Source organism: Bacillus sp. HNG, from assembly GCF_003400205.1.
Taxonomy (GTDB): domain Bacteria; phylum Bacillota; class Bacilli; order Bacillales; family Bacillaceae_L; genus Ferdinandcohnia.
Genome location: NZ_QUQV01000009.1, coordinates 14,274 through 32,187 on the forward strand (window position 1 = coordinate 14,274; position 17,914 = coordinate 32,187).

A 17,914-nucleotide genomic window follows, 5' to 3' on the forward strand; every position below is an offset into this window, starting at 1 on the left:
ATGGCAAGAGTTGTAGGTTTTGAAATTAGCAGTCAAGATCCTGAAAAAGCAGTTCAATTCTATTCAACCGTTTTTGGATGGGAAATGGGAGAGCCGAATTGGGGGTTTTGGCCCGTTAAAAGTACTGGTCCAGCAGAAATTCAAGGCGGAATAAGCAAAGGTCCCCATGATTATCCGCACGGCACCAGAATTCAGATTGAAGTTGATTCGATTGAAGATACAATCACAAAAGCTGTCGATAGTGGAGCGCTGATTGTTCGTGAAAAAATGGAATTTGATAAGTTTTATTTAGCGTATTTAGTCGATCCAACTGGAGTAGGTTTTGGTCTTGTTGAGAGAAAATAAAAAGAAAAGTTGGCGTGCAATTTTCAGAGAAAAGGCAGAGGCATTGAGGCTAAAGGAATACATCGTGAATCTGATTTTAGGAATCGGAATTCTTTTGGTCATACATTTTATTTATGAAGGGGATGTGTATTGGCAACCGGTTCTACCGGTAGTTATAGTCGCGACAATCGTACATTCTATTTTTCTCTTTTTTAAATGGAATTGGAAAATCTAATAGTTCATAATTAGAAAATGCCGCAATACATTAGAGCTTACTAGTGTATTGCGGCATTTTTAGTTTTTTTCAATCCTACTAAAATAGGGACCGCATAAACCTGTTTCGTGCGTAACGACGAAAGTCCACTGAAAATGTTTATCAACAACATAAACATCAACTTCGTCCCCTAAATCACTTGTGTTCATTTTTGCTGCATGTTCAACAAGAAGCGCATAATCCCAATGCTGGTAGAAAATATAGCATTCACTCTTTGGTTCATTGTTAAAAGCGTCTTCAGCAACTGCTCCATCAAAATACTCCTTTTTTTCGTAACTAAACAAATGCCACAAATAACCGTTGCTGGAATTTAAATGAATGGCTTTTTTTTCATACTCTTTAAGATGCCCAGCAAAATGGGATTCCCACTCGCTCCGTAAGTAGGAGCCCCATTTTGGAAGTTCCCGTACCTTCATATTTTTATTTCTTAATCTATTGAAAATGTCCATTAAACGTATCACTCCAATTATTAAGCCCCTCATGCTTATGCAACTTCCATAATAGGACTAGAAACATAATCTCCATGATAAGACCTACAGGAATCGTGAAAAATAAATACCCTGCCATAATGTTAGTAGAAAGATTCATTGCAAAGGTATGTGAAAGTGTGATGAGCAGCATGACTGTCATATAAATTTTAAATGTTTGCGCGCTTCGTCGGGCTAAAAAATCATCATTGGTTGCTTTGACAACCTCCATGATCAATTGAAAGACAAAGAAAACAAGTATCAATTTTAAAATTTCAAGTAAAGATGTATAGTAATCCAAAAGAGAAGTACCAACAGATGATCCAAATTCGTTTCCAGTCGCATTCTGCTGGATAAACACAGTCGGAATGCTGATAATAATTAGACCAATTAACAGCTTTTTAAGTTTGTTACCAATGCGGTTTTCAACCGGTACCGCAGCTATTCCTGAAAAAATAAGATAATATCCGATCGGTTCTGGTAAAATATCAACAACAAACAAATGAATTTCTAGTAAAATAAAAATATAACCCCAAAATATTCGCTTAAAATTCATTGGTCTCACCGCTCTCTTTTGTCTTGATGATTCGATTAATTGCCTCCTGGTCTAGATCGGGATAATCATTAATCGGAAGCTCCCTCACGAATTTTTCACCTGATTCTGTAGTTCCAAAAAGTTTGATACTAAATTGGAAATAGCTATCCCGTTCAGGGTTAAACTGCATCAAGAAACGAATCCATTCATTTTGTTTGAGATTAAGCGGGAGTAGGTCCTCATTTAGTAAAACACCAGGCAAGTCACTCCATTCCTTATCTCGTTCCTCCTCAAACCAAGTTGGTGGATTAGCACCAGTCATGAGTTTTTCAAGTTCACCCAATCTTTTTTGTTCAAGATCAACCTTTATCAGAATGTCATCAGATAATTCGTCCGCAAATGGAATCTCAACTTTCTCAATACTTATTGGCTGTAAAACAACCATTGATTCCTCTTCACGATGCTGGTTACTGCTCGAACCTATTCGGGTCTCTAACACATTTGGGTTCTCCATTCTTTTATGAAGAATGACCTTGCCGATATTCGCTTGTACAGTTTTACCATCCGAAAAATGAACCTCCATTTCTGAAAACGATAGTGGACCGTCACCCTCAAATTCAGATGGTATTGAAACATAAACTGATTTTAAATAATGGTGAATATATTCCTGTTCAAATTGAGGTGCTTGCGACTCCCACATAAAATCAACATTTGAATCAGCATAGGCTTCTACTCCATCAATTCGTACAAAATTGACATAGGATGGGTCCGATTTATTCGTTAAATAATAGAAAGCAAGTGCCGTCTCATCTTCTTCATTCATAGTGAGTTCATAAAAATGCTCCAAAAATATGGGTGCGTCCAACTGCTTGGTATGAAAATAAATATAATTTCCGATATAGCTAAGGATGATGACAAAAATACTCGCCCAGAATATTTTCTCCTTCAAATAAAAACCCCCAATTCTAAAAACCTCTAACTCTATTTTACCATCTGACAATGGAATATTTTTTACGAATTTCAAGTTTTTTGAAAATGTGAGATAATGGAATAAAAATACAGACCGTCTTATTTGATCTAGGGGGAAAAGGGGGAGTTGGGACATTGTTTTACGATAGTTTCAGTACTGTCATTTATATGTTGCTAATTTGGTGGGGCGTGTTTTTGGTTTTTCAACGGATCAATAACCGCTATCCAAAAAGCAATCCGTGGAAGAAGGATATTATTCTAACTTTCATACAATCTGTAGTCGTCACGCTTTTACTCCCAGTTATTGTGATGTTAGTTAGACAATTCTAGCCTAGCGTAGGAGTCATTTTCTTCGGAAAGCGACTCCTTTTTCATATTAATTCTAAATAAGTGCGATAACTTCGAAGCGAGAACGTCTAATGGTATAGAAGGCAAAATAAATTGGGGAGAAAATTTGGATATGAGAGAGAAAGAGATCATCTCAGATTGGTTCCATCAATATAGCGATGACATTTACAATTTCCTGTTGTATCGAGTAGGAAAAGCAGATGTGGATGATTTGGTCCAGGAGGTTTTTATAAGGGCGATGAAAGGTCTTCATGCTTTTAAAGGGAACTCAAATCCAAGAACCTGGCTTTACAGTATTGCCAGGAACATTGCAATTGATGAAATCAGAAGGAGAAATCGAATCAAATGGATAACGATGCTGTCTTTTGATTCCAGTCACGAACCCAGGACGGATCAATCACCAGAGCAGCTTCTTCAATTATCAGAAGAAAACAAAGCGATATTTGAGGCCATTCAATCCTTAAAATCTAGCTATCGTGATGTGATTGTATTAAGAGGAGTAAAGGGGTTTTCCGTTCAGGAAACGGCTGAAATATTACAATGGAGCGAAAACAAAACGCGGTCAACCTATCATCGAGCCAAAATGGCCCTGCAGCAACGGGTGGGAGGTGCTACACATGAATGATCATTTGGAAAATCAATTACGATCCATGCCAACAGCAACACTTGGGTTTGAAAACAAGAGAAGGATACATGATAGATTAATGAACTACGAGGAACATCCCGTACAAAAGACATGGAAAAAGATGAAATGGGCGTTACCCACAATTGGGAGTCTAGTAGTAGTTGCTATATTAGCCTTTTTCATTTCGACCTTGCCACAAAACCCATTCTCACAACAAGCTTTTTTAGCTGAAGAACAAATCGCGGAAATACAGGAACTTCAAGAGATTGAAAGAAAGATTAAACTTCCAACATATGCACCTTTTGATGTACATGAGGTTGAGTTTATGGAACAATACTTAGGACCTCAATCTATAGAAGATGGTGAACTTAAAAAATTAGAACCAGATAATCCAAAGTTTCATGTTCAAAATATTAGCTACCTATCATTTAATAAACCTTTTAAGAGTATACATCTAATACTTGCAGATAGCACAGTAGAGAGTGTAAATACAAAAGGATATGAAACCATTCAATTAAATAATGGCATTACTGCTTTTTATATGTTTAACGGAAATGCCCAAATGCTTTTTTGGATTGATGATGGCGTCAATTATACCCTAAATATATTTGTTGAAAATAAAGAAAAAACAAGCTTAAGAAAAGAACCGTTCGCAAAAGAAGAAATAATCAAAATCGCTGAGTCATTCAGAGTTTATAAAAAGTAAATCTGTTAAAAAGGGGGATGATTTTTTGTACTTACTTTTAATAGCCTTGTATGCCGTTGGTATTGGGGCGGTAGGCTGTGCAATCTATATGTTCATGGTGCAGAAAGACAAAAAGAAGGCATTTGTAATTGGAATCATCGGGCTTCTTATCATTATAGGTGCCATGGTATCGAATAAACTACGTCCGTCCTATGAAAAAGAAAGTTCTATTTTGGTTGAGGAAACAGCTGTTACAAATGAAAAAAATAATAAAGGACTATTCGCGTGCAACGTGAATGACCCATATACAATGTTCCAGTATTTTGACGAAAGTAAAGACGAAACTGAGAAATTTTGTTCGCAGTTTAAAGTGGGTGAAAGGTACGAGATAAAATACCGCTTTAAATCAGGGACATATACAATACTAGAGGTAAAATAACGGTCCAGTCAAAAGGCATTTGGTAAACTCCCAAATGCCTTGAAAATTTTACAACCTCCACGAAAACCATCTTCCATGTCCTTCGGTTTCACCAACGACATGTTTATACTCTTTTCCATTCAAATAATAATCCAGATGAAGGTCGCGGTCTTGAATATTATTATACAGATGAAAGATCTCGCGTTCAGCTCCAATACGTTGAACCTGATCAAGCAATTTCGTTCTCACATCCGAGGGCATTTGGTTAGCCACATGCGTGTGAAATACACATATTGCATACTCCTTTGGAATTTCTCCTGAAAGGTCCCGGAGCAATTCAACTCCATTTCCTTCAATCAACCGTAACTCATTTACCCTCACACATTCGGCTGCTTTTTCAAATAGTTCACGTCTTTCATGGTGTTCTGGCCAAATGAGAGCTTTCAGCCAAAGTGCATTGTCATCATCTCTTACATCAATTGGATGAAGATCGATGCCAATACGAGCAGCCACTGGAGGAATAAAATCCTGTAGATGTGGCGTTTTTGCTCCCTTAATCTTTGCTGAAATATGTAGCGCAGAATCCTTATTACCGTAAACTTTATTTGTTCCATAGGAGTAGCTGTAGTGATCCCATAACAGTTGCACCCCAGCACTCGTCCCAATTTCAATTAAAGCTAAGGGTTTCTTTACAATATCGTAAATAAATTGAAAGGTCGGAAAGAGATAGGAACAACGTCTAACCTCATTTGTTTGAACCAATTTTTCCTGCAAAAGCCGAATAATTTCATCAGAAAATTGAACACAAAACTCCTTAAAAGGTAAAAAGGACTCCTCCACTTTTCGAGGATTGGTTACAATGCTAGGATAAAACTCTTTAAGATGATGGTCTTTTCCTTTTAATAAAAGATAATGAACGGCACCAAATAAAAGATTGGATGAGGGCTGACCTTTCCTTGCATGAGTAGCTAACTCAAGAATGGCGTCATCCTCTGCAATTTTTAAGGAAAGAAATTCATATAATCTGCTTGAGCCCTTACATTCGGTGATGGCAAAGTTTCTAAATTTAATAGACTGCGTGTTTTTCATCTGTTTTCCTCCAAAATTTTTTATGAACTTGACCCTCAAACCAAGATAAGCCCAGCCGAATTATGTAGGGAAAGGTTTGGTGGGATACATGAACGAACATGCTATTAAGTTTAGTTATGATGAAATCGACCAACTCATTGAAGCGATGGATAAAGATGTATGGAAAGATATAAATTGGAAATTTGTAACTGAAGAAGAAATGGAATCTTTATTGAGTACCCCTTAGCTTAGAAGCCTAGGGGATTTTATTTTTTAAAAGGCTGATTCGCAAACTTTGGTGTTTTTGATATAGCCATTAATAAAGTATTATTGACACATAGGTGTTTCCTCTAGTGATTGGAGCGTATGGCACGAGATCCTTGAAAATGCAGGCATTTTCTTCGTGCGGTGTAGTTTCAAGGAAGCAGACTCAACGTCCTGCGGGAAATGCGAGCCAAGCGAGACCCCGCAGTGAGGCACGAGCGAGGAGGCTTGCGGATCGCCCGCGGAAAGCGAGTGCAAGAAGCGGAAATCACCCAAGTTTCATCAATATACTTTAAGTTAATTACAACAATCTTTTTAAAAAGAGCCTTTTAAAAAGATGCTGGTCCCCACTCCAATTCTTCACCCTCAATTAAATGGATCAGTTCATTTTCATCAAGGATAAAATACTTTCCATCCTCTATTCGGATATCTTCCTCTGAAAAGGTCAGGGTATGCTGCCTATCATTTGTGTAAATCATCATAATGAAATCAATACCTGGGGTTGCTGAATTTGATTTTTTCAATAACATTCCTGAAGGCAAGCTTAAAAATTTTTCTATAAGTTGTTGTTCCATTATGGTCGCTTGTTCCCGTGAAAGTTCCTGATTTTCATCATTTACAGCCCGCAAAATTTCAATTTTAGAAACTTCCTCCACATCTAGTATTTCATTTAATTCCTCACCAAAAGTCGTTTGTGTAAGTTTTTCGTCAATAAATAAGATTCCCCAAGTAAAAACGACACCGACAATCATTAGCAGTAAGGACAACCGATACTTCTTTCCCTCTACATACTTCCATTCCATGAAAGCTTGAAATCCCCAATGCAGGGTGATCACTGCAATTAAAAACCATTTTAAGATAGCTGTATCAGTATAATCGATCATAAAAATGCCGATAATAGCCGGGATCAAAATGATCAAACTACCTACTCGATATTTCACACTTCCATCTGACTCCATCACGTCATAACCCGGTTCTACTTTTTTTCCTATTAATCTATCAAGAACTCCAAGAAGGCTTAACAAAAGTGCCAATATGATAACCATTCAATTCAACTCTCCTCCTGATAAAAGCAGGTTCTTTAGTCCATTATATGAATGTATGGGTAAATATTCCAGAAAAAGTTAAGCGTAAATTTTGTACAAATCATCCTAACATGTCAAAATAATATGGAATAGAAAAGACTGTGAAGATCATGAATGAGGAGTGGACGACATGAGTTCCCTTTTTAAAAGAGACATAAACAATCATTGGTACGTAAAATACAACAATAATGGCTATCCACATGTACAACAAGGTTTTGTGTTGCCACCGAATCGGTTTGAGGAATTTGATCCGTTTTTAATTATGGCGGAGGATTGGTTTAAACGTGGGACATTTTCGGACCATCCACATCGTGGTTTCCAAACAATCACATATGTTATCGACGGTAGATTGGAACATATCGACAACCATGGCGGCCATTCGGTGTTAGAGGCTGGTGATGTTCAGTATATGAATGCGGGCAGTGGGGCTAGACATGCCGAGGAAGCTGTTGACAATGACATCGCACATACACTTCAGCTTTGGTTGAACTTGCCACAATCAATAAAAAACACGAAGACATCTTATCAAAATGTTTACCTAGAAGATGTTCCATGTGTTAAAGTCGAAGGTGGAGAATTGAAGGTATACTCTGGGGAAATCGCAGGTGTTAAAGGACCGATGAATAGTTTGGTGCCCATTACTATGACAGAGATTTCGCTAACAAAAGGAGCAACCTATAAACATATTTTACCTGAAAATCATAATGCCTTTGTTTACGTGCTTTCTGGTGAGGTAGAGCTTGGTGAAAGTAAGACAAGCTTGAAAAAAACAGGGGCAGCTACACTTACCTTCAACGAAAATGGTAAAAATGAAAGCGAATTTAACATACACGCAAACAGTCGCGCCAAAATCCTTGTTTACTCAGGTGTCCCATTAAGGGAAGAGATTGTGGCATATGGTCCATTTGTATTGAACTCAATGGAAGAAGTCCAACAAGCCTATCGCGACTTCCATGCAGGAAAATTTGGCCCGCCGGCAGAATAAAGGAGATTACCAATAATGGCGAATGAAGTAATAGTCTACACGACAAATGATTGTGTCGAATGTACGTTTGTAAAAAAGGTTCTTACTGAAAATGGGATTCCATTTGACGTTCGAAACATTGCAGAAAATGAAGTTTACCAAAAGGAAGTGGAACGCTACGGATTCCTAGGTGTACCTGTAACAGTCGTGGGCGATCGTGCTGTAAAAGGGTTCACTCCTGAACTGATTGAATTGTTGGAACCGTTGAAACAGGATTGAAATGGTAATAGTAGGGAAAACTATAAAGTAAATCACATCTCAAAGCTAAAAGGAATAAAATATTGAATCAAAATCAATAGGTGAACCAATGAAAAAAATTTTAAGCTGGGCAAAGAACTTAAAAAAACAAATATATGTCCTATACTTTGCATACAAGGATGCGCGAGTTCCTTGGTATGCAAAGCTTTTTACAGCCGGGGTCGTGGCCTATACATTCAGTCCCATCGACCTCATTCCAGATTTCATACCCATCCTTGGATACCTGGATGAAGTCATTCTTGTCCCAATTGGAATCATGTTTGCCATGAAAATGATCCCAAAGGCTGTTATTGTGGACTGTGAAATAAAAGCAGAAGAATTAATGAAAAATGGCAAGCCGAAAAATTGGGTTGCAGGTGCGCTAATTCTCCTACTCTGGGCACTCTTGTTCATATGGATTACCATAAAAGCATATCAATATTTTCAGTGAACCTGCATTTTTACTATAAATGCAGGTTTTGTTTTTTGAAAAAGGATAGAAAAGATTTATTGCTGATAAAACAAATATAAAGACGACCAAAGAGAATAATTGACGATGGGACATCTGCGAACTGCCAAAAAAGCGCTCCCACTTATCAAATTATTATGATTAATTTTACTCTTACCTGATGTTTATGCTGTTTTTACGTGGTATAATGATAAAAGTGAAGAATTAGAGTTTAATAAGTATGAGTTCTTCCTTTGAGCTTAATAAAAGAGGCAAGATGGATTGTCGGATTCCTGTGATCCTCTGGATGAACTTCTCACTTTTACTCAGCATTTAAATAGCCTATAATTATCATATAATATTGAATTATTAATCTAAAAAATTGTCATTCTATATGGCGAAGATTAAAATGAAAAAAGAAGTTGTCCGACAATGGCGTGTCTGATTTTGTGACCGCATTCATCTTTTTTGTCTAAATTTTATGAAGAAAAGGTTGATAAACATGAGCAACATAGAAACTAAAACAGATGTCATTTTAATTGGCGCTGGGATCATGAGTGCGACATTAGGAACACTCTTGAAGGAATTAGCGCCTGAATGGAACATTACCGTTTTTGAAAAGCTCGACAAACCAGGAGAGGAAAGCTCTCACGAAATGAATAATGCTGGGACAGGGCATGCTGCACTGTGCGAGCTCAACTACACCGTTGAAAAACCAGACGGAACATTAGATATTAAAAAGGCAATTAATGTGAATGAACAATTCCAAGTTTCCAAGCAATTTTGGGCATATCTTGTGAAGAACAATCTCATTCGCAACCCGCAAGATTTTATCATGCCACTACCACATATAAGTATGGTGCAAGGTGAAAAGGACGTCGCTTTTTTAAAGAAACGTTTTGAAGCGCTATCAAAAGTTTCGTTGTTTAAGGGAATGGAATATTCCGATGATCCTTCAACATTAATGGAATGGATACCACTTATTGTGAATGATCGCACATCCACTGAGCCAATCGCAGCTACTAAAGCAGACGCAGGAACGGATGTTAACTTCGGGAATTTAACTCGCATGTTATTTGACCATTTGAAAAATAAAGATGTAAAAATTAATTACAACCACAGTGTCAAAGATGTAAGACGTACAAGTGATGGCTTATGGGATTTAAAGGTGAAAAAACAAGGTACTGGTGCGGTTGAACACCATAAGGCAAAATTTGTCTTTATTGGAGGTGGAGGTGGAAGTCTTCATTTACTCCAAAAATCAGGCATCCCTGAAGGAAGACATATTGGTGGATTCCCAGTAAGCGGAATTTTCATGGTATGTAATAATCCTGACGTGATTGAAAAGCATCACGCAAAAGTATACGGAAAAGCAAAGGTCGGTGCGCCACCTATGTCTGTTCCGCATCTTGATACAAGATACATCAACAATGAGAAATCATTGCTGTTTGGACCATTTGCCGGCTTCTCTCCGAAATTCTTAAAAACAGGTTCAAACCTAGATTTAATCACATCTGTAAAACCTGATAATTTGTTAACGATGTTGGCTGCAGGTGTAAAAGAAATGGCATTAACTAAATACTTGATCCAGCAAGTCATGTTAACGAAGGAACAGCGTATGGAAGAATTACGTGAATTCATCCCGAACGCAAAGAGCGAAGATTGGGATTTAGTGGTGGCTGGTCAACGTGTTCAGGTAATCAAAGATACTGAAGCTGGCGGCAAAGGAACGCTCCAATTTGGTACTGAAGTCATAACTGCGGCTGACGGCTCAATTGCAGCTTTACTAGGTGCATCACCAGGTGCATCAACCGCTGTTCATGTTATGCTCGAAGTCATCAAAAAGTGCTTCCCAGAGCATATGTTAGAATGGGAGCCAAAAATCAAAGACATGATTCCTTCATTTGGGCTATCCCTCATGGAGCACCCAGAACTTCTTGAGAAGATCAACGCTTCAACAGGAGAAGCTCTAGGCTTAATCGAAAAAAAAGCAAAAGCAGAAAAGGAACTTGTCCTAAATTAATCATTAAAAAATAAGAACCTTCAATCTCGAATGAGATTGGAGGTTTTTTTCTGCAGATAATTAATTTCCTTATCCAGAGTTAATTTTTCCTTTTAATATAGATCTTCGGTGTGTGAAATTTTAAAATGTGTATAAGTTGTTCAGCCATGTAGGATGAGGATTGTTCAAAATCATTTTCAATCCATTCAAGAATCAATCCAATAATTCCGTGGATACGATAGGTACTAAAAAGCTTTATATCAATATCTGGGTCTACGTCCGTAACGAGGAATTCAAATTCGTTTCTAAAAATTTTATCCAACCTTTTTAATAACTTCTCATGAAAATTGTAGTTCGTTGTTGGACGTAACATCAGTTTATAGAAGTTTTTGTTTTCTAAAAAATGATCAAATAAGACGATTGAGTTTGGCTGAATTTTATTAAAATCTACAACTGATAAATCAAGATATGGTTTTCGATATGCGTCCGTCATTTCTTCAAACATCTCTTCGATAATTTCGTCTAATAGATCTTCCTTTGTTTCGTAGTGTGCATAAAAGGTACCTCGATTGAAATCTGCAGCCCTTACTATTTCTGTAATTGTAATCTCATGAAAGCTTTTTTCTTCCAGTAAAGATAATAATACTTGTCTAAACGTTTCTTTTGTTCTTTTTACACGTTTGTCTGGATATTGAATAGACATTTGAAAGCTCCTTCTTCCACTTTTAACGTACAAAACCAAGAAATCTGTTGGTTATCGTACACTTCTACTATTATTGCATATTGAAGCCCTTTCAGACATGTTTTAAGCTTAATGTATTGGAGATATCTTGAACTCAAGATAATTCCAATTCAATAGAAGGGAGAAGATAAATATGGCAAGATTAGAAGGTAAGGTAGCGATTGTAACAGGTGCAGGTTCAGGAATGGGTCGTGCGACTGCAAAATTATATGCAAAAGAAGGAGCTAAAGTTGTTTTAGTTGAATTTAACGAAGCTTCAATGAATGAGACACTTGAAGAAATTAAAGCCGCAGGGGGTACAGCGGTAGCAATTAAAACAGATGTTTCAAAAGAAGCCGATATCGATGCAATGATTCAAAAGGCTTTAGATGAATATGGAAAATTAGATATCCTAGCTAACATTGCTGGAATCTTTGATAACATGGCATCAGTAGAAAATACGACAAATGAATTGTTTGAACGTGTTATGGGTGTTAACTTAAACGGACAATTCTATGCAAGCCGTGCAGCAATCAAGGTTTTCAAAGAGCAAGAAACGGGTGGAACAATTGTAAACGTTGCATCCATTGCTGGTTACCTTGGAGCACGTGGTGGAGCAGCATATACTATGTCAAAACATGCTGTAATCGGTTTAACAAAAAATATTGCAGCATTTTATGGTCGTGAGAATGGTAAAATTCGTGCTAATGTCATTGCACCAGGATCAATTGCAACAGGAATGACAGCAAACTTAACAGGTTTAGATCCACTAGGTGCTGTAACATTCGGAGATCTAGGACCGTTTAATGGTGGACAAGCTGAAGATATTGCAGCTACAGCATTATTCCTTGGTTCAGATGAATCAAAATTCATCAATGGTGAAGTTGTAACTGTTGATGGAGCATGGACTGCTCGATAAAAAAGTAAGATCCGTTTGGACATTGATTTGTTTATTCTAATAAGAAACCGGACCCTCTATGAGTCCGGTTTTATAACCTTTATTCCAACTCAATCTTTAACGTACCCAAATCAATTTTTTCGTTGCCAATTTTATACGAAGGTTTCACCTGTATGAATTTTGGAGGATTTTTACTATCAATTTCAAATATTATTTTAGAATTTGAAACAGTATTTAAGGATAATTTTTCACCCTGATTAGAAAGAACTTCAAAATATAAGTTCTCACCTTCAATTCCAGCTGTTTTTACCTCTTCATAAGTTAAAATTGCGTTGGTTTTACCAATGTTAATATCATTGAAATGGATGCTATATTCTTTGTTTGAAGAGAACAGGGTTTGATTTAATTCAATTTCTCGAGATGGCAATTTATCGACAGTGAGGTTAAAAGACCACTCCCCTTGAACTCCGGCCATATGTGTAAATGTAATCGGGAGCGTTAACTCGTCGGGATTTTTCTCGTTTCGGTTTTCCAAAATCATGGCACCAACATACGCATTACCTTGCCTTGTTAATGTCCCCATAACACCACCCCAGGCGGATGTATCTTTCCCATCAAACATATTAAAGCTATAACCGGGCTCAGGTCCTGTTTCTCCTCCAAATGTATCGGATAAGTTTTCACCAGTTGCTTTAAAGGTAATTCCAACAAAGGATTCATCATAAAAAATCGAAGTAATACTCATTTTAACCCCATTATTTTCAACGGTTTCATTGATTTCCGAAATCAATTGCTCAGCTGCCAAATTCTGACCGATTGGCATTTGATAATTTTCGTAAATACCTCCTATAATCGGAACCTGCGCTAGAACCTGATTAACAGGTGAAAAAATAAATCCTGACACAAGGAGTACAGCAGCAGCCCCAGATGTAATAAAGGAAGTGCGTTTTAAAGGCTTTATGTATTTTCTGTTTCGGCGGAGTCTTTCCCCTCGTTCGATCCCTTTTTCAATTGCTGAATGCAGTTCTTGTGTTGGAATTTCCATCTCGTTAAATAAATCTTTTTCCATAATAATCAGCCCCTAACGTTTTTCTTAATTCAACCTTTGCTCGACGTAAATACGTTTTAATCGTAGATTGTGGTTTATCAAGAACTGTAGAAATCGTTCGAATCGGTAAATCATAATAATAGAAAAGTAGGATTGCATTTCGATAGTTCGTATTTAGCGACTCAAGTGCCTCTGATAAATCGATTGACAGATTCAACTCAGGTGCTTGAATCGATTCAATGAGATAATCTAACGCCTCATCCGGTAGCTGTACCACCTTCTTTTTCCGTGCAAGTTCTTTGTAGGCTGTGCGCATTAAGATTTTTACTAGCCAAGTACTGAAAAAAGCGGGTGATTTTAACTGGTGTATGGAAATATAGGCCTTATAGGTAGCTTCTTGTATGATATCCAGTGCATCTTCTTTATTCCGCATATGAAGATAGGCAATTTTATATAATTTTTCACTTTCAAATGTAATGAGTTGTTCAAATGCTAGTTTGTCACCATCAATGGCCAACTCAACTAATTTCGTGGAATCCGACATTAGCTAACCTCCTTTCAACTATTAGAGGCATGGAATGTAATAAAAGGTTTCAAAAAATTATCTGTTCCTAGTAATATAACATTTTGTCGAGAAATAAACTTTTCAATAACTGTCATTATGTGAAGGAAGAGCTCTTTAATTGTTGAATTTAATAGGATGGTAAAACATTTTCAACTAAAAAGGGGAACTCACATGAAGATTAAATTAGTTGATGTTACAGGGGATAATTTTTTTGATGTTATTAAGTTAAAGTCTGATGAAAATCAAGAAAAATACTTTCAAATCTATGAAAGATGGGTGGGATCAAATGCCTATTTTCTGGCAGTATGCCAAACATTCGGTTTTACCCCAAAAGCAATCTATGATGATAAAACACTAATTGGCTTTACTTCCCATGGATTTCAAAAAGAAACTGAGCGGTATGAATTAATAAGTATCATGTTAGGACATCAGTTTCAAGGGAAAGGGTATGGCACTCCTGTCTTACAAGCAATTATTGAGGATATGGTCAATACCTATCAATGCAATGAAATCTATTTATCTGTCATCTATAACAATGAACGTGCAATACGAATTTATGAAAAAGCTGGTTTTACTCCAACTGGAGAGGTGGAACAAGGCCATCATCCAGAGCCTATCTACTGTTTAAAAGTATAATAATAAAAATGGGGCTGTCCAATGAGCTGATTTCTTGGACACCCCTTTTTTTATAAATCAAATGCTTTCGAATATTGCACGACACCTTGGACGGTTTCCAGTGATCCTTCAGCTAATTCTAAAGCCATAAACACCTCATTTGGTACATCAAACGGAGCCTTTATATTCCACAGATTCGCTTGCTTGAAGCCAAATCGTGGATAATAATCTTTATGTCCTAGGACAATAACAGATTGATAACCAAGTTCTTTGGCCTTTTCAAGTGCAGCCCAGATCAATTGGCTTCCAATTCCTCGGTGCTGATATTCTGGTGTGATCGAAACAGGTGCAAGTGCCAAAGAATTAACTGAAAAGTCTCCATCTACGATCTGAATCTTTGAAAGGAGTACATGCCCTACAATCTCATCATCTTGCTTTACGGCAACCAATGAAAGCTCTGGTATAAAAGCTCCTGACTTTCGAATCCGGTTTACCAGAAACTGCTCCGTCTTATCACTGTATTCTTCATTTAAAAAAGCATTTCTAACAACATCCTCAGTTTCGTGATAATCCTCAGGTGTTTCTTGTCGTATTAAAATTTCCATTTATAGTCTCCTATTCAAGTTTATTTTTTTGCTTAGGATCTTTTTTAAAAGATTGTTGCTATTGGATAAAAGGATACTATTGATTGAAGCGAAAGGTGGCGACTCCTCGAAAATGCATTCGCATTTTCTTCGTGCGTGGGTTATTTCTAGGAAGAAATTCAAAGTCCTGCGGGAAAAGCGTGAGACTTGAGACCCCACAGGAGCGATTAGCGACGAGGAGGCTCATGCCACGCCCGCGGAAAGCGTCCACCTGCAGCGGAAATCATTTGTGTCCAAAAACTACAAAGTTTGCAAAAACGGCCTTTACTTATAAAGGGTACTTCATCAGTTCTGAAGAAATGTAACAATCAAAAACCACTAATCGTACTATTTTTATTTTAAAAAGCGGAGTAAAGTCGGTCAACAAATTTCCTATTACTCAGAAAAATATAAAGGGAATATGATTATTAAAGGTGAATAGAAAGATTATAGTTATATGTGGAAAGGATGATTTTTAAGGTGGAAGTTATTTCTGGATTAGTAGGAATCCTCATCGCTCTCGCCATAATAAATGATTTTGTAGGAATTCGAAAAGAGGTAAAGAAACTTAATGATACAAATGAAAGGATTGTGGAGTTGTTAGAAGAGATAAAGAAAGGGGCTGAAAGATAATGAATCAACATTTAAAACAACACTTACAAGAATTAGAGAAAATGCACATAAGCATTGATGTTCGGAAAAGTCGTGAAGAGTTAGATAGATTACTAGCAGATGCTTTTTTTGAGATTGGTAGTTCGGGTTATATGCTTGATAAAAATAAATGCCTTGAATCCGGGGTAGGATTAACGGAAATGTCCCTCCATAACTATGAAATTTATCCGCTGGCATCTGACGTTGTGTTAACTACTTATTTCATTGTGGATAAGATGAGGAACCGAAATACCCTGCGAAGCTCCATATGGAAACGTATAGATGGAAGATGGCAACTTTATTTCCATCAAGGGACAATCACGCCATTGAAGTTGAATGAAGTACTTAAAGGATAAGTTTAAAGATATAAGCTATCTTCGGAGGTGTATATGCTGCTCTTGGGGGAGTATTTTATCGTCATTCATAAAAAAACACCCGATCAATACGATTTGCTAAGTGCAGGCATCTGTATCATTGGGGTGTCGGTCATGTTATTTTGCAGCGGCAATAACGCAAGACGTTGACCTATGGGAGGATCAACGCCTTTTTTCTTTTGTTTTCCTTTTGCAATTTGTTCTTTTTCGAGAGAGTCTTAATGAAAAATAGACCTGCGATTAGTGCCAGAAAATTTAATGAATCGCCAAGATTGATATTGAAATTAATATTGTTATTAACTCTAATATAATTCCTGTTGTCGGACTTCGCTTGTGCATCTTTTTCATGGTTATCCAAAATGATCCCTCCAATTTTAAAGACTGGTTGTCCTAATCCATTATATGGTGGAGTAGGTTCCAATATGCACTTGTATAAAGTAGGAGGGGAAGAGATATTTGTAGGAATTTAATCAGAATCATGTAAAATGAATTTAACTAAAAGTATAGGAATCAGGGCGGTTATTTATGGACGTATTTATACTAAAAAAGCAGTTTAGAGGATATGAAAAAGGAACCCAATTTTACCTAATTGCAGAATCAGAGTTTATAGGGGTCAAGGAGTTTGTCATGAGAACGAAAGATTTAACAAAAAGTATTTCCCTTACTGAAAGTGAACTTCGTCACTATTTTTCGTTGATAAAAATTCCATAAGCTCCTTTTAAAAAAACAAGAACATATTGCGTTGAATATGTCCTTGTTTTTGTGTGGTGTTTTTTAGAAGAAGTACTTTTAATTAGCATCTAGGAAAGTAGCAAGCACCTATAATGATCAATAAAATAAACAACACAACCACTAATACAAAAGTATTGTGACAAGGTTGTGGACAAGCGTACCCATAACCATAACTAGGTTCAATGTATTCATAGGTTGGTGCCACATAAGTCGGCTGAGGTGCTACGTGAATTGGATGTGGTGCCGTGTAAACACTTTGTAATGCATTTACGTTAGAAATATTTAGATGATCCATCTTCATTCTCCTTTTCTTTATTGTGTAAATTCCCTACATTATACTCACCTAGTTTCAAATTGCCACGTTCAACTAAGAAAATGGGTAATTGTCCCGAAGCAATTGGGCACATATTGGAATGTTCTTTTTTAGAGAAAGGAAAGGTCGAAAATAATATAATATTTTGGGATTGTGGTGTGTTAAAATTAAAATGAAGAAAAATCAGTTTTTTCGCTAGTTTTAAAGTGCTGGTTAGTATGGGGGATTATTTTGTGAAGGAAGATAAAAAGGTTTCATACATAAGCATGTTTTTGGGTGGTATGGGAACCATTTTAGTGTTATTAGGAGCTATTCATCTATATGACAGCAGTGGGAATCAACCTGCGTTTTATCTTGTGTTTTTTGGCTTCCTATTCACCATTAATTACATCAATTATTTAGAATCAAAAGTAGGTGTAAGTAAAAAAGTAACGTGGAGTAGGGCGATCCTTTCTATATTGATTTTTTTAAGCATTTCATATTTCATGTACTATTAATCTCAATATTATTGATTAATCAACTAAGAAAAATAATAGATAGGTATATAAAGTCCACTGGGTATTGACTCAACTGTATGTAGTCGAGGTGCTGCTATGAAAGT

Annotated in this window: 26 protein-coding genes; 16 read left to right on the forward strand and 10 right to left on the reverse strand. The window is 36.8% G+C overall.

The genetic code is table 11. The features are described from left to right. Together DZB84_RS16105 and DZB84_RS16110 are read left to right on the forward strand one after the other, a co-directional pair. Complete coding sequence (locus tag DZB84_RS16105) at nucleotides 1-345, forward strand: VOC family protein (RefSeq protein WP_116353301.1); 345 nt, start codon at nucleotides 1-3, stop codon at nucleotides 343-345. Beyond that, nucleotides 329-559 carry a hypothetical protein gene (locus DZB84_RS16110; RefSeq protein ID WP_116353302.1) on the forward strand — a complete coding sequence of 77 codons (231 nt, stop codon included), beginning with the start codon at nucleotides 329-331 and terminating at the stop codon, nucleotides 557-559. The genes DZB84_RS16105 and DZB84_RS16110 overlap by 17 nt, the downstream gene beginning before the upstream one ends. A gap of 59 nt (nucleotides 560-618) precedes the next feature. Here the strand turns inward: DZB84_RS16110 and DZB84_RS16115 are convergent, their stop codons facing one another. Genes DZB84_RS16115 through DZB84_RS16125 form a run of 3 tightly spaced genes read right to left on the reverse strand, consistent with a single transcriptional unit; the run spans nucleotide 619 to nucleotide 2,549 of the window. After that, a complete protein-coding gene (locus DZB84_RS16115; protein WP_116353303.1) occupies nucleotides 619-1,047 on the reverse strand; it encodes a DUF4275 family protein in 429 nt (142 codons plus the stop codon). Next, the gene (locus DZB84_RS16120; protein WP_116353304.1) at nucleotides 1,031-1,621 is read right to left on the reverse strand and encodes a hypothetical protein; all 591 of its coding nucleotides are present in this window, start codon (nucleotides 1,619-1,621) and stop codon (nucleotides 1,031-1,033) included. Before DZB84_RS16120 ends, DZB84_RS16115 begins: the two co-directional genes overlap by 17 nt. Continuing rightward, on the reverse strand, nucleotides 1,611-2,549 hold the full coding sequence (locus tag DZB84_RS16125) for a hypothetical protein (RefSeq protein ID WP_116353305.1): 939 nt from the start codon (nucleotides 2,547-2,549) through the stop codon (nucleotides 1,611-1,613). The genes DZB84_RS16120 and DZB84_RS16125 overlap by 11 nt, the downstream gene beginning before the upstream one ends. 480 nt (nucleotides 2,550-3,029) lie before the next feature. Between DZB84_RS16125 and DZB84_RS16135 the strand changes: the two genes are divergently transcribed. The 3 genes from DZB84_RS16135 to DZB84_RS16145 are packed head-to-tail and all read left to right on the forward strand — an operon-like array spanning nucleotide 3,030 to nucleotide 4,666. Beyond that, complete coding sequence (locus DZB84_RS16135) at nucleotides 3,030-3,542, forward strand: RNA polymerase sigma factor (RefSeq protein WP_116353307.1); 513 nt, start codon at nucleotides 3,030-3,032, stop codon at nucleotides 3,540-3,542. Then, nucleotides 3,535-4,248 (forward strand): hypothetical protein, encoded by a 714-nt coding sequence (locus DZB84_RS16140; RefSeq protein WP_116353308.1) that lies wholly within the window; start codon nucleotides 3,535-3,537, stop codon nucleotides 4,246-4,248. The genes DZB84_RS16135 and DZB84_RS16140 overlap by 8 nt, the downstream gene beginning before the upstream one ends. Nucleotides 4,249-4,273: 25 nt before the next feature. Then, a complete protein-coding gene (locus DZB84_RS16145) occupies nucleotides 4,274-4,666 on the forward strand; it encodes a hypothetical protein (protein ID WP_116353309.1) in 393 nt (130 codons plus the stop codon). A gap of 48 nt (nucleotides 4,667-4,714) precedes the next feature. On the opposite strand, the gene DZB84_RS16150 is transcribed toward DZB84_RS16145, so the two are convergent. Continuing rightward, nucleotides 4,715-5,734 (reverse strand): DUF2332 domain-containing protein, encoded by a 1,020-nt coding sequence (locus tag DZB84_RS16150; RefSeq protein WP_116353310.1) that lies wholly within the window; start codon nucleotides 5,732-5,734, stop codon nucleotides 4,715-4,717. A gap of 88 nt (nucleotides 5,735-5,822) precedes the next feature. Here DZB84_RS16150 and DZB84_RS24975 point away from each other — a divergent pair, with 88 nt between their 5' ends. After that, nucleotides 5,823-5,960 (forward strand): hypothetical protein, encoded by a 138-nt coding sequence (locus DZB84_RS24975; protein ID WP_189655270.1) that lies wholly within the window; start codon nucleotides 5,823-5,825, stop codon nucleotides 5,958-5,960. Between the two features lie 346 nt (nucleotides 5,961-6,306). Here DZB84_RS24975 and DZB84_RS16155 read toward each other — a convergent pair whose 3' ends face one another. Further along, entirely contained in the window at nucleotides 6,307-7,023 is a 717-nt protein-coding gene (locus DZB84_RS16155) for a DUF4181 domain-containing protein (protein WP_116353311.1), read from the reverse strand. A gap of 169 nt (nucleotides 7,024-7,192) precedes the next feature. Here DZB84_RS16155 and DZB84_RS16160 point away from each other — a divergent pair, with 169 nt between their 5' ends. The 4 genes from DZB84_RS16160 to mqo all read left to right on the forward strand — a co-directional run bounded on the left by DZB84_RS16160 (nucleotide 7,193) and on the right by mqo (nucleotide 10,794). Next, nucleotides 7,193-8,047, forward strand: a complete 855-nt coding sequence (locus DZB84_RS16160; RefSeq protein WP_116353312.1) for a pirin family protein — start codon at nucleotides 7,193-7,195, stop codon at nucleotides 8,045-8,047. Nucleotides 8,048-8,062: 15 nt separating this feature from the next. Continuing rightward, a complete protein-coding gene (locus tag DZB84_RS16165; protein WP_116353313.1) occupies nucleotides 8,063-8,305 on the forward strand; it encodes a glutaredoxin family protein in 243 nt (80 codons plus the stop codon). An 88-nt stretch (nucleotides 8,306-8,393) separates the two neighbouring features. Further along, nucleotides 8,394-8,774 carry a YkvA family protein gene (locus DZB84_RS16170; protein WP_116353314.1) on the forward strand — a complete coding sequence of 127 codons (381 nt, stop codon included), beginning with the start codon at nucleotides 8,394-8,396 and terminating at the stop codon, nucleotides 8,772-8,774. Nucleotides 8,775-9,252: 478 nt separating this feature from the next. After that, nucleotides 9,253-10,794 (forward strand): malate dehydrogenase (quinone), encoded by a 1,542-nt coding sequence (mqo, locus tag DZB84_RS16175; protein ID WP_189655271.1) that lies wholly within the window; start codon nucleotides 9,253-9,255, stop codon nucleotides 10,792-10,794. A gap of 79 nt (nucleotides 10,795-10,873) precedes the next feature. Here the strand turns inward: mqo and DZB84_RS16180 are convergent, their stop codons facing one another. After that, nucleotides 10,874-11,476, reverse strand: coding sequence for a TetR/AcrR family transcriptional regulator (locus DZB84_RS16180; protein WP_116353316.1), 603 nt, complete (start codon nucleotides 11,474-11,476; stop codon nucleotides 10,874-10,876). Between the two features lie 172 nt (nucleotides 11,477-11,648). Between DZB84_RS16180 and DZB84_RS16185 the strand changes: the two genes are divergently transcribed. After that, nucleotides 11,649-12,413: an SDR family NAD(P)-dependent oxidoreductase gene (locus DZB84_RS16185; RefSeq protein WP_116353317.1), complete on the forward strand. Its 765-nt coding sequence runs from the start codon at nucleotides 11,649-11,651 to the stop codon at nucleotides 12,411-12,413. 79 nt (nucleotides 12,414-12,492) lie between these two features. Here the strand turns inward: DZB84_RS16185 and DZB84_RS16190 are convergent, their stop codons facing one another. Together DZB84_RS16190 and DZB84_RS16195 are read right to left on the reverse strand one after the other, a co-directional pair. Then, nucleotides 12,493-13,461 (reverse strand): DUF4179 domain-containing protein, encoded by a 969-nt coding sequence (locus DZB84_RS16190; protein WP_116353318.1) that lies wholly within the window; start codon nucleotides 13,459-13,461, stop codon nucleotides 12,493-12,495. Beyond that, nucleotides 13,442-13,984, reverse strand: a complete 543-nt coding sequence (locus DZB84_RS16195) for a sigma-70 family RNA polymerase sigma factor (protein ID WP_116353319.1) — start codon at nucleotides 13,982-13,984, stop codon at nucleotides 13,442-13,444. Before DZB84_RS16195 ends, DZB84_RS16190 begins: the two co-directional genes overlap by 20 nt. A 192-nt stretch (nucleotides 13,985-14,176) precedes the next feature. Here DZB84_RS16195 and DZB84_RS16200 point away from each other — a divergent pair, with 192 nt between their 5' ends. Continuing rightward, nucleotides 14,177-14,641, forward strand: coding sequence for a GNAT family N-acetyltransferase (locus DZB84_RS16200; RefSeq protein ID WP_116353320.1), 465 nt, complete (start codon nucleotides 14,177-14,179; stop codon nucleotides 14,639-14,641). A 50-nt stretch (nucleotides 14,642-14,691) separates the two neighbouring features. On the opposite strand, the gene DZB84_RS16205 is transcribed toward DZB84_RS16200, so the two are convergent. After that, nucleotides 14,692-15,225: a GNAT family N-acetyltransferase gene (locus tag DZB84_RS16205; protein ID WP_116353321.1), complete on the reverse strand. Its 534-nt coding sequence runs from the start codon at nucleotides 15,223-15,225 to the stop codon at nucleotides 14,692-14,694. A 498-nt stretch (nucleotides 15,226-15,723) separates the two neighbouring features. Between DZB84_RS16205 and DZB84_RS24980 the strand changes: the two genes are divergently transcribed. The 3 genes from DZB84_RS24980 (at nucleotide 15,724) to DZB84_RS16220 (ending at nucleotide 16,979) form a co-directional block, all read left to right on the forward strand. After that, the gene (locus DZB84_RS24980; RefSeq protein WP_189655272.1) at nucleotides 15,724-15,876 is read left to right on the forward strand and encodes a hypothetical protein; all 153 of its coding nucleotides are present in this window, start codon (nucleotides 15,724-15,726) and stop codon (nucleotides 15,874-15,876) included. After that, nucleotides 15,876-16,250: a nuclear transport factor 2 family protein gene (locus tag DZB84_RS16210; protein ID WP_116353322.1), complete on the forward strand. Its 375-nt coding sequence runs from the start codon at nucleotides 15,876-15,878 to the stop codon at nucleotides 16,248-16,250. The genes DZB84_RS24980 and DZB84_RS16210 overlap by 1 nt, the downstream gene beginning before the upstream one ends. A 543-nt stretch (nucleotides 16,251-16,793) precedes the next feature. Further along, on the forward strand, nucleotides 16,794-16,979 hold the full coding sequence (locus tag DZB84_RS16220; RefSeq protein WP_116353324.1) for a hypothetical protein: 186 nt from the start codon (nucleotides 16,794-16,796) through the stop codon (nucleotides 16,977-16,979). 82 nt (nucleotides 16,980-17,061) lie between these two features. Here the strand turns inward: DZB84_RS16220 and DZB84_RS25560 are convergent, their stop codons facing one another. Then, nucleotides 17,062-17,295: a YjcZ family sporulation protein gene (locus DZB84_RS25560; protein ID WP_116353325.1), complete on the reverse strand. Its 234-nt coding sequence runs from the start codon at nucleotides 17,293-17,295 to the stop codon at nucleotides 17,062-17,064. A gap of 251 nt (nucleotides 17,296-17,546) precedes the next feature. Between DZB84_RS25560 and DZB84_RS16230 the strand changes: the two genes are divergently transcribed. Then, entirely contained in the window at nucleotides 17,547-17,810 is a 264-nt protein-coding gene (locus DZB84_RS16230; protein WP_116353326.1) for a hypothetical protein, read from the forward strand. Nucleotides 17,811-17,914 lie beyond the last annotated feature (104 nt).

Bases quoted from the DNA above. Each gene is read 5' to 3' on its own strand.
- DZB84_RS16190 (WP_116353318.1), bottom strand. From the start codon at position 13,461: ATGGAAAAAGATTTATTTAACGAGATGGAAATTCCAACACAAGAACTG.
- DZB84_RS16195 (WP_116353319.1), bottom strand. From the start codon at position 13,984: ATGTCGGATTCCACGAAATTAGTTGAGTTGGCCATTGATGGTGACAAA.
- DZB84_RS16220 (WP_116353324.1), top strand. From the start codon at position 16,794: ATGGACGTATTTATACTAAAAAAGCAGTTTAGAGGATATGAAAAAGGA.
- DZB84_RS16165 (WP_116353313.1), top strand. From the start codon at position 8,063: ATGGCGAATGAAGTAATAGTCTACACGACAAATGATTGTGTCGAATGT.
- DZB84_RS24975 (WP_189655270.1), top strand. From the start codon at position 5,823: ATGAACGAACATGCTATTAAGTTTAGTTATGATGAAATCGACCAACTC.
- DZB84_RS16105 (WP_116353301.1), top strand. From the start codon at position 1: ATGGCAAGAGTTGTAGGTTTTGAAATTAGCAGTCAAGATCCTGAAAAA.
- DZB84_RS16210 (WP_116353322.1), top strand. From the start codon at position 15,876: ATGAATCAACATTTAAAACAACACTTACAAGAATTAGAGAAAATGCAC.
- DZB84_RS16185 (WP_116353317.1), top strand. From the start codon at position 11,649: ATGGCAAGATTAGAAGGTAAGGTAGCGATTGTAACAGGTGCAGGTTCA.
- DZB84_RS16180 (WP_116353316.1), bottom strand. From the start codon at position 11,476: ATGTCTATTCAATATCCAGACAAACGTGTAAAAAGAACAAAAGAAACG.
- DZB84_RS16135 (WP_116353307.1), top strand. From the start codon at position 3,030: ATGAGAGAGAAAGAGATCATCTCAGATTGGTTCCATCAATATAGCGAT.
- DZB84_RS16155 (WP_116353311.1), bottom strand. From the start codon at position 7,023: ATGGTTATCATATTGGCACTTTTGTTAAGCCTTCTTGGAGTTCTTGAT.
- DZB84_RS16160 (WP_116353312.1), top strand. From the start codon at position 7,193: ATGAGTTCCCTTTTTAAAAGAGACATAAACAATCATTGGTACGTAAAA.
- DZB84_RS16115 (WP_116353303.1), bottom strand. From the start codon at position 1,047: ATGGACATTTTCAATAGATTAAGAAATAAAAATATGAAGGTACGGGAA.
- DZB84_RS16200 (WP_116353320.1), top strand. From the start codon at position 14,177: ATGAAGATTAAATTAGTTGATGTTACAGGGGATAATTTTTTTGATGTT.
- DZB84_RS16170 (WP_116353314.1), top strand. From the start codon at position 8,394: ATGAAAAAAATTTTAAGCTGGGCAAAGAACTTAAAAAAACAAATATAT.
- DZB84_RS16120 (WP_116353304.1), bottom strand. From the start codon at position 1,621: ATGAATTTTAAGCGAATATTTTGGGGTTATATTTTTATTTTACTAGAA.
- DZB84_RS16205 (WP_116353321.1), bottom strand. From the start codon at position 15,225: ATGGAAATTTTAATACGACAAGAAACACCTGAGGATTATCACGAAACT.
- DZB84_RS16140 (WP_116353308.1), top strand. From the start codon at position 3,535: ATGAATGATCATTTGGAAAATCAATTACGATCCATGCCAACAGCAACA.
- DZB84_RS25560 (WP_116353325.1), bottom strand. From the start codon at position 17,295: ATGGATCATCTAAATATTTCTAACGTAAATGCATTACAAAGTGTTTAC.
- DZB84_RS16150 (WP_116353310.1), bottom strand. From the start codon at position 5,734: ATGAAAAACACGCAGTCTATTAAATTTAGAAACTTTGCCATCACCGAA.
- mqo (WP_189655271.1), top strand. From the start codon at position 9,253: ATGAAGAAAAGGTTGATAAACATGAGCAACATAGAAACTAAAACAGAT.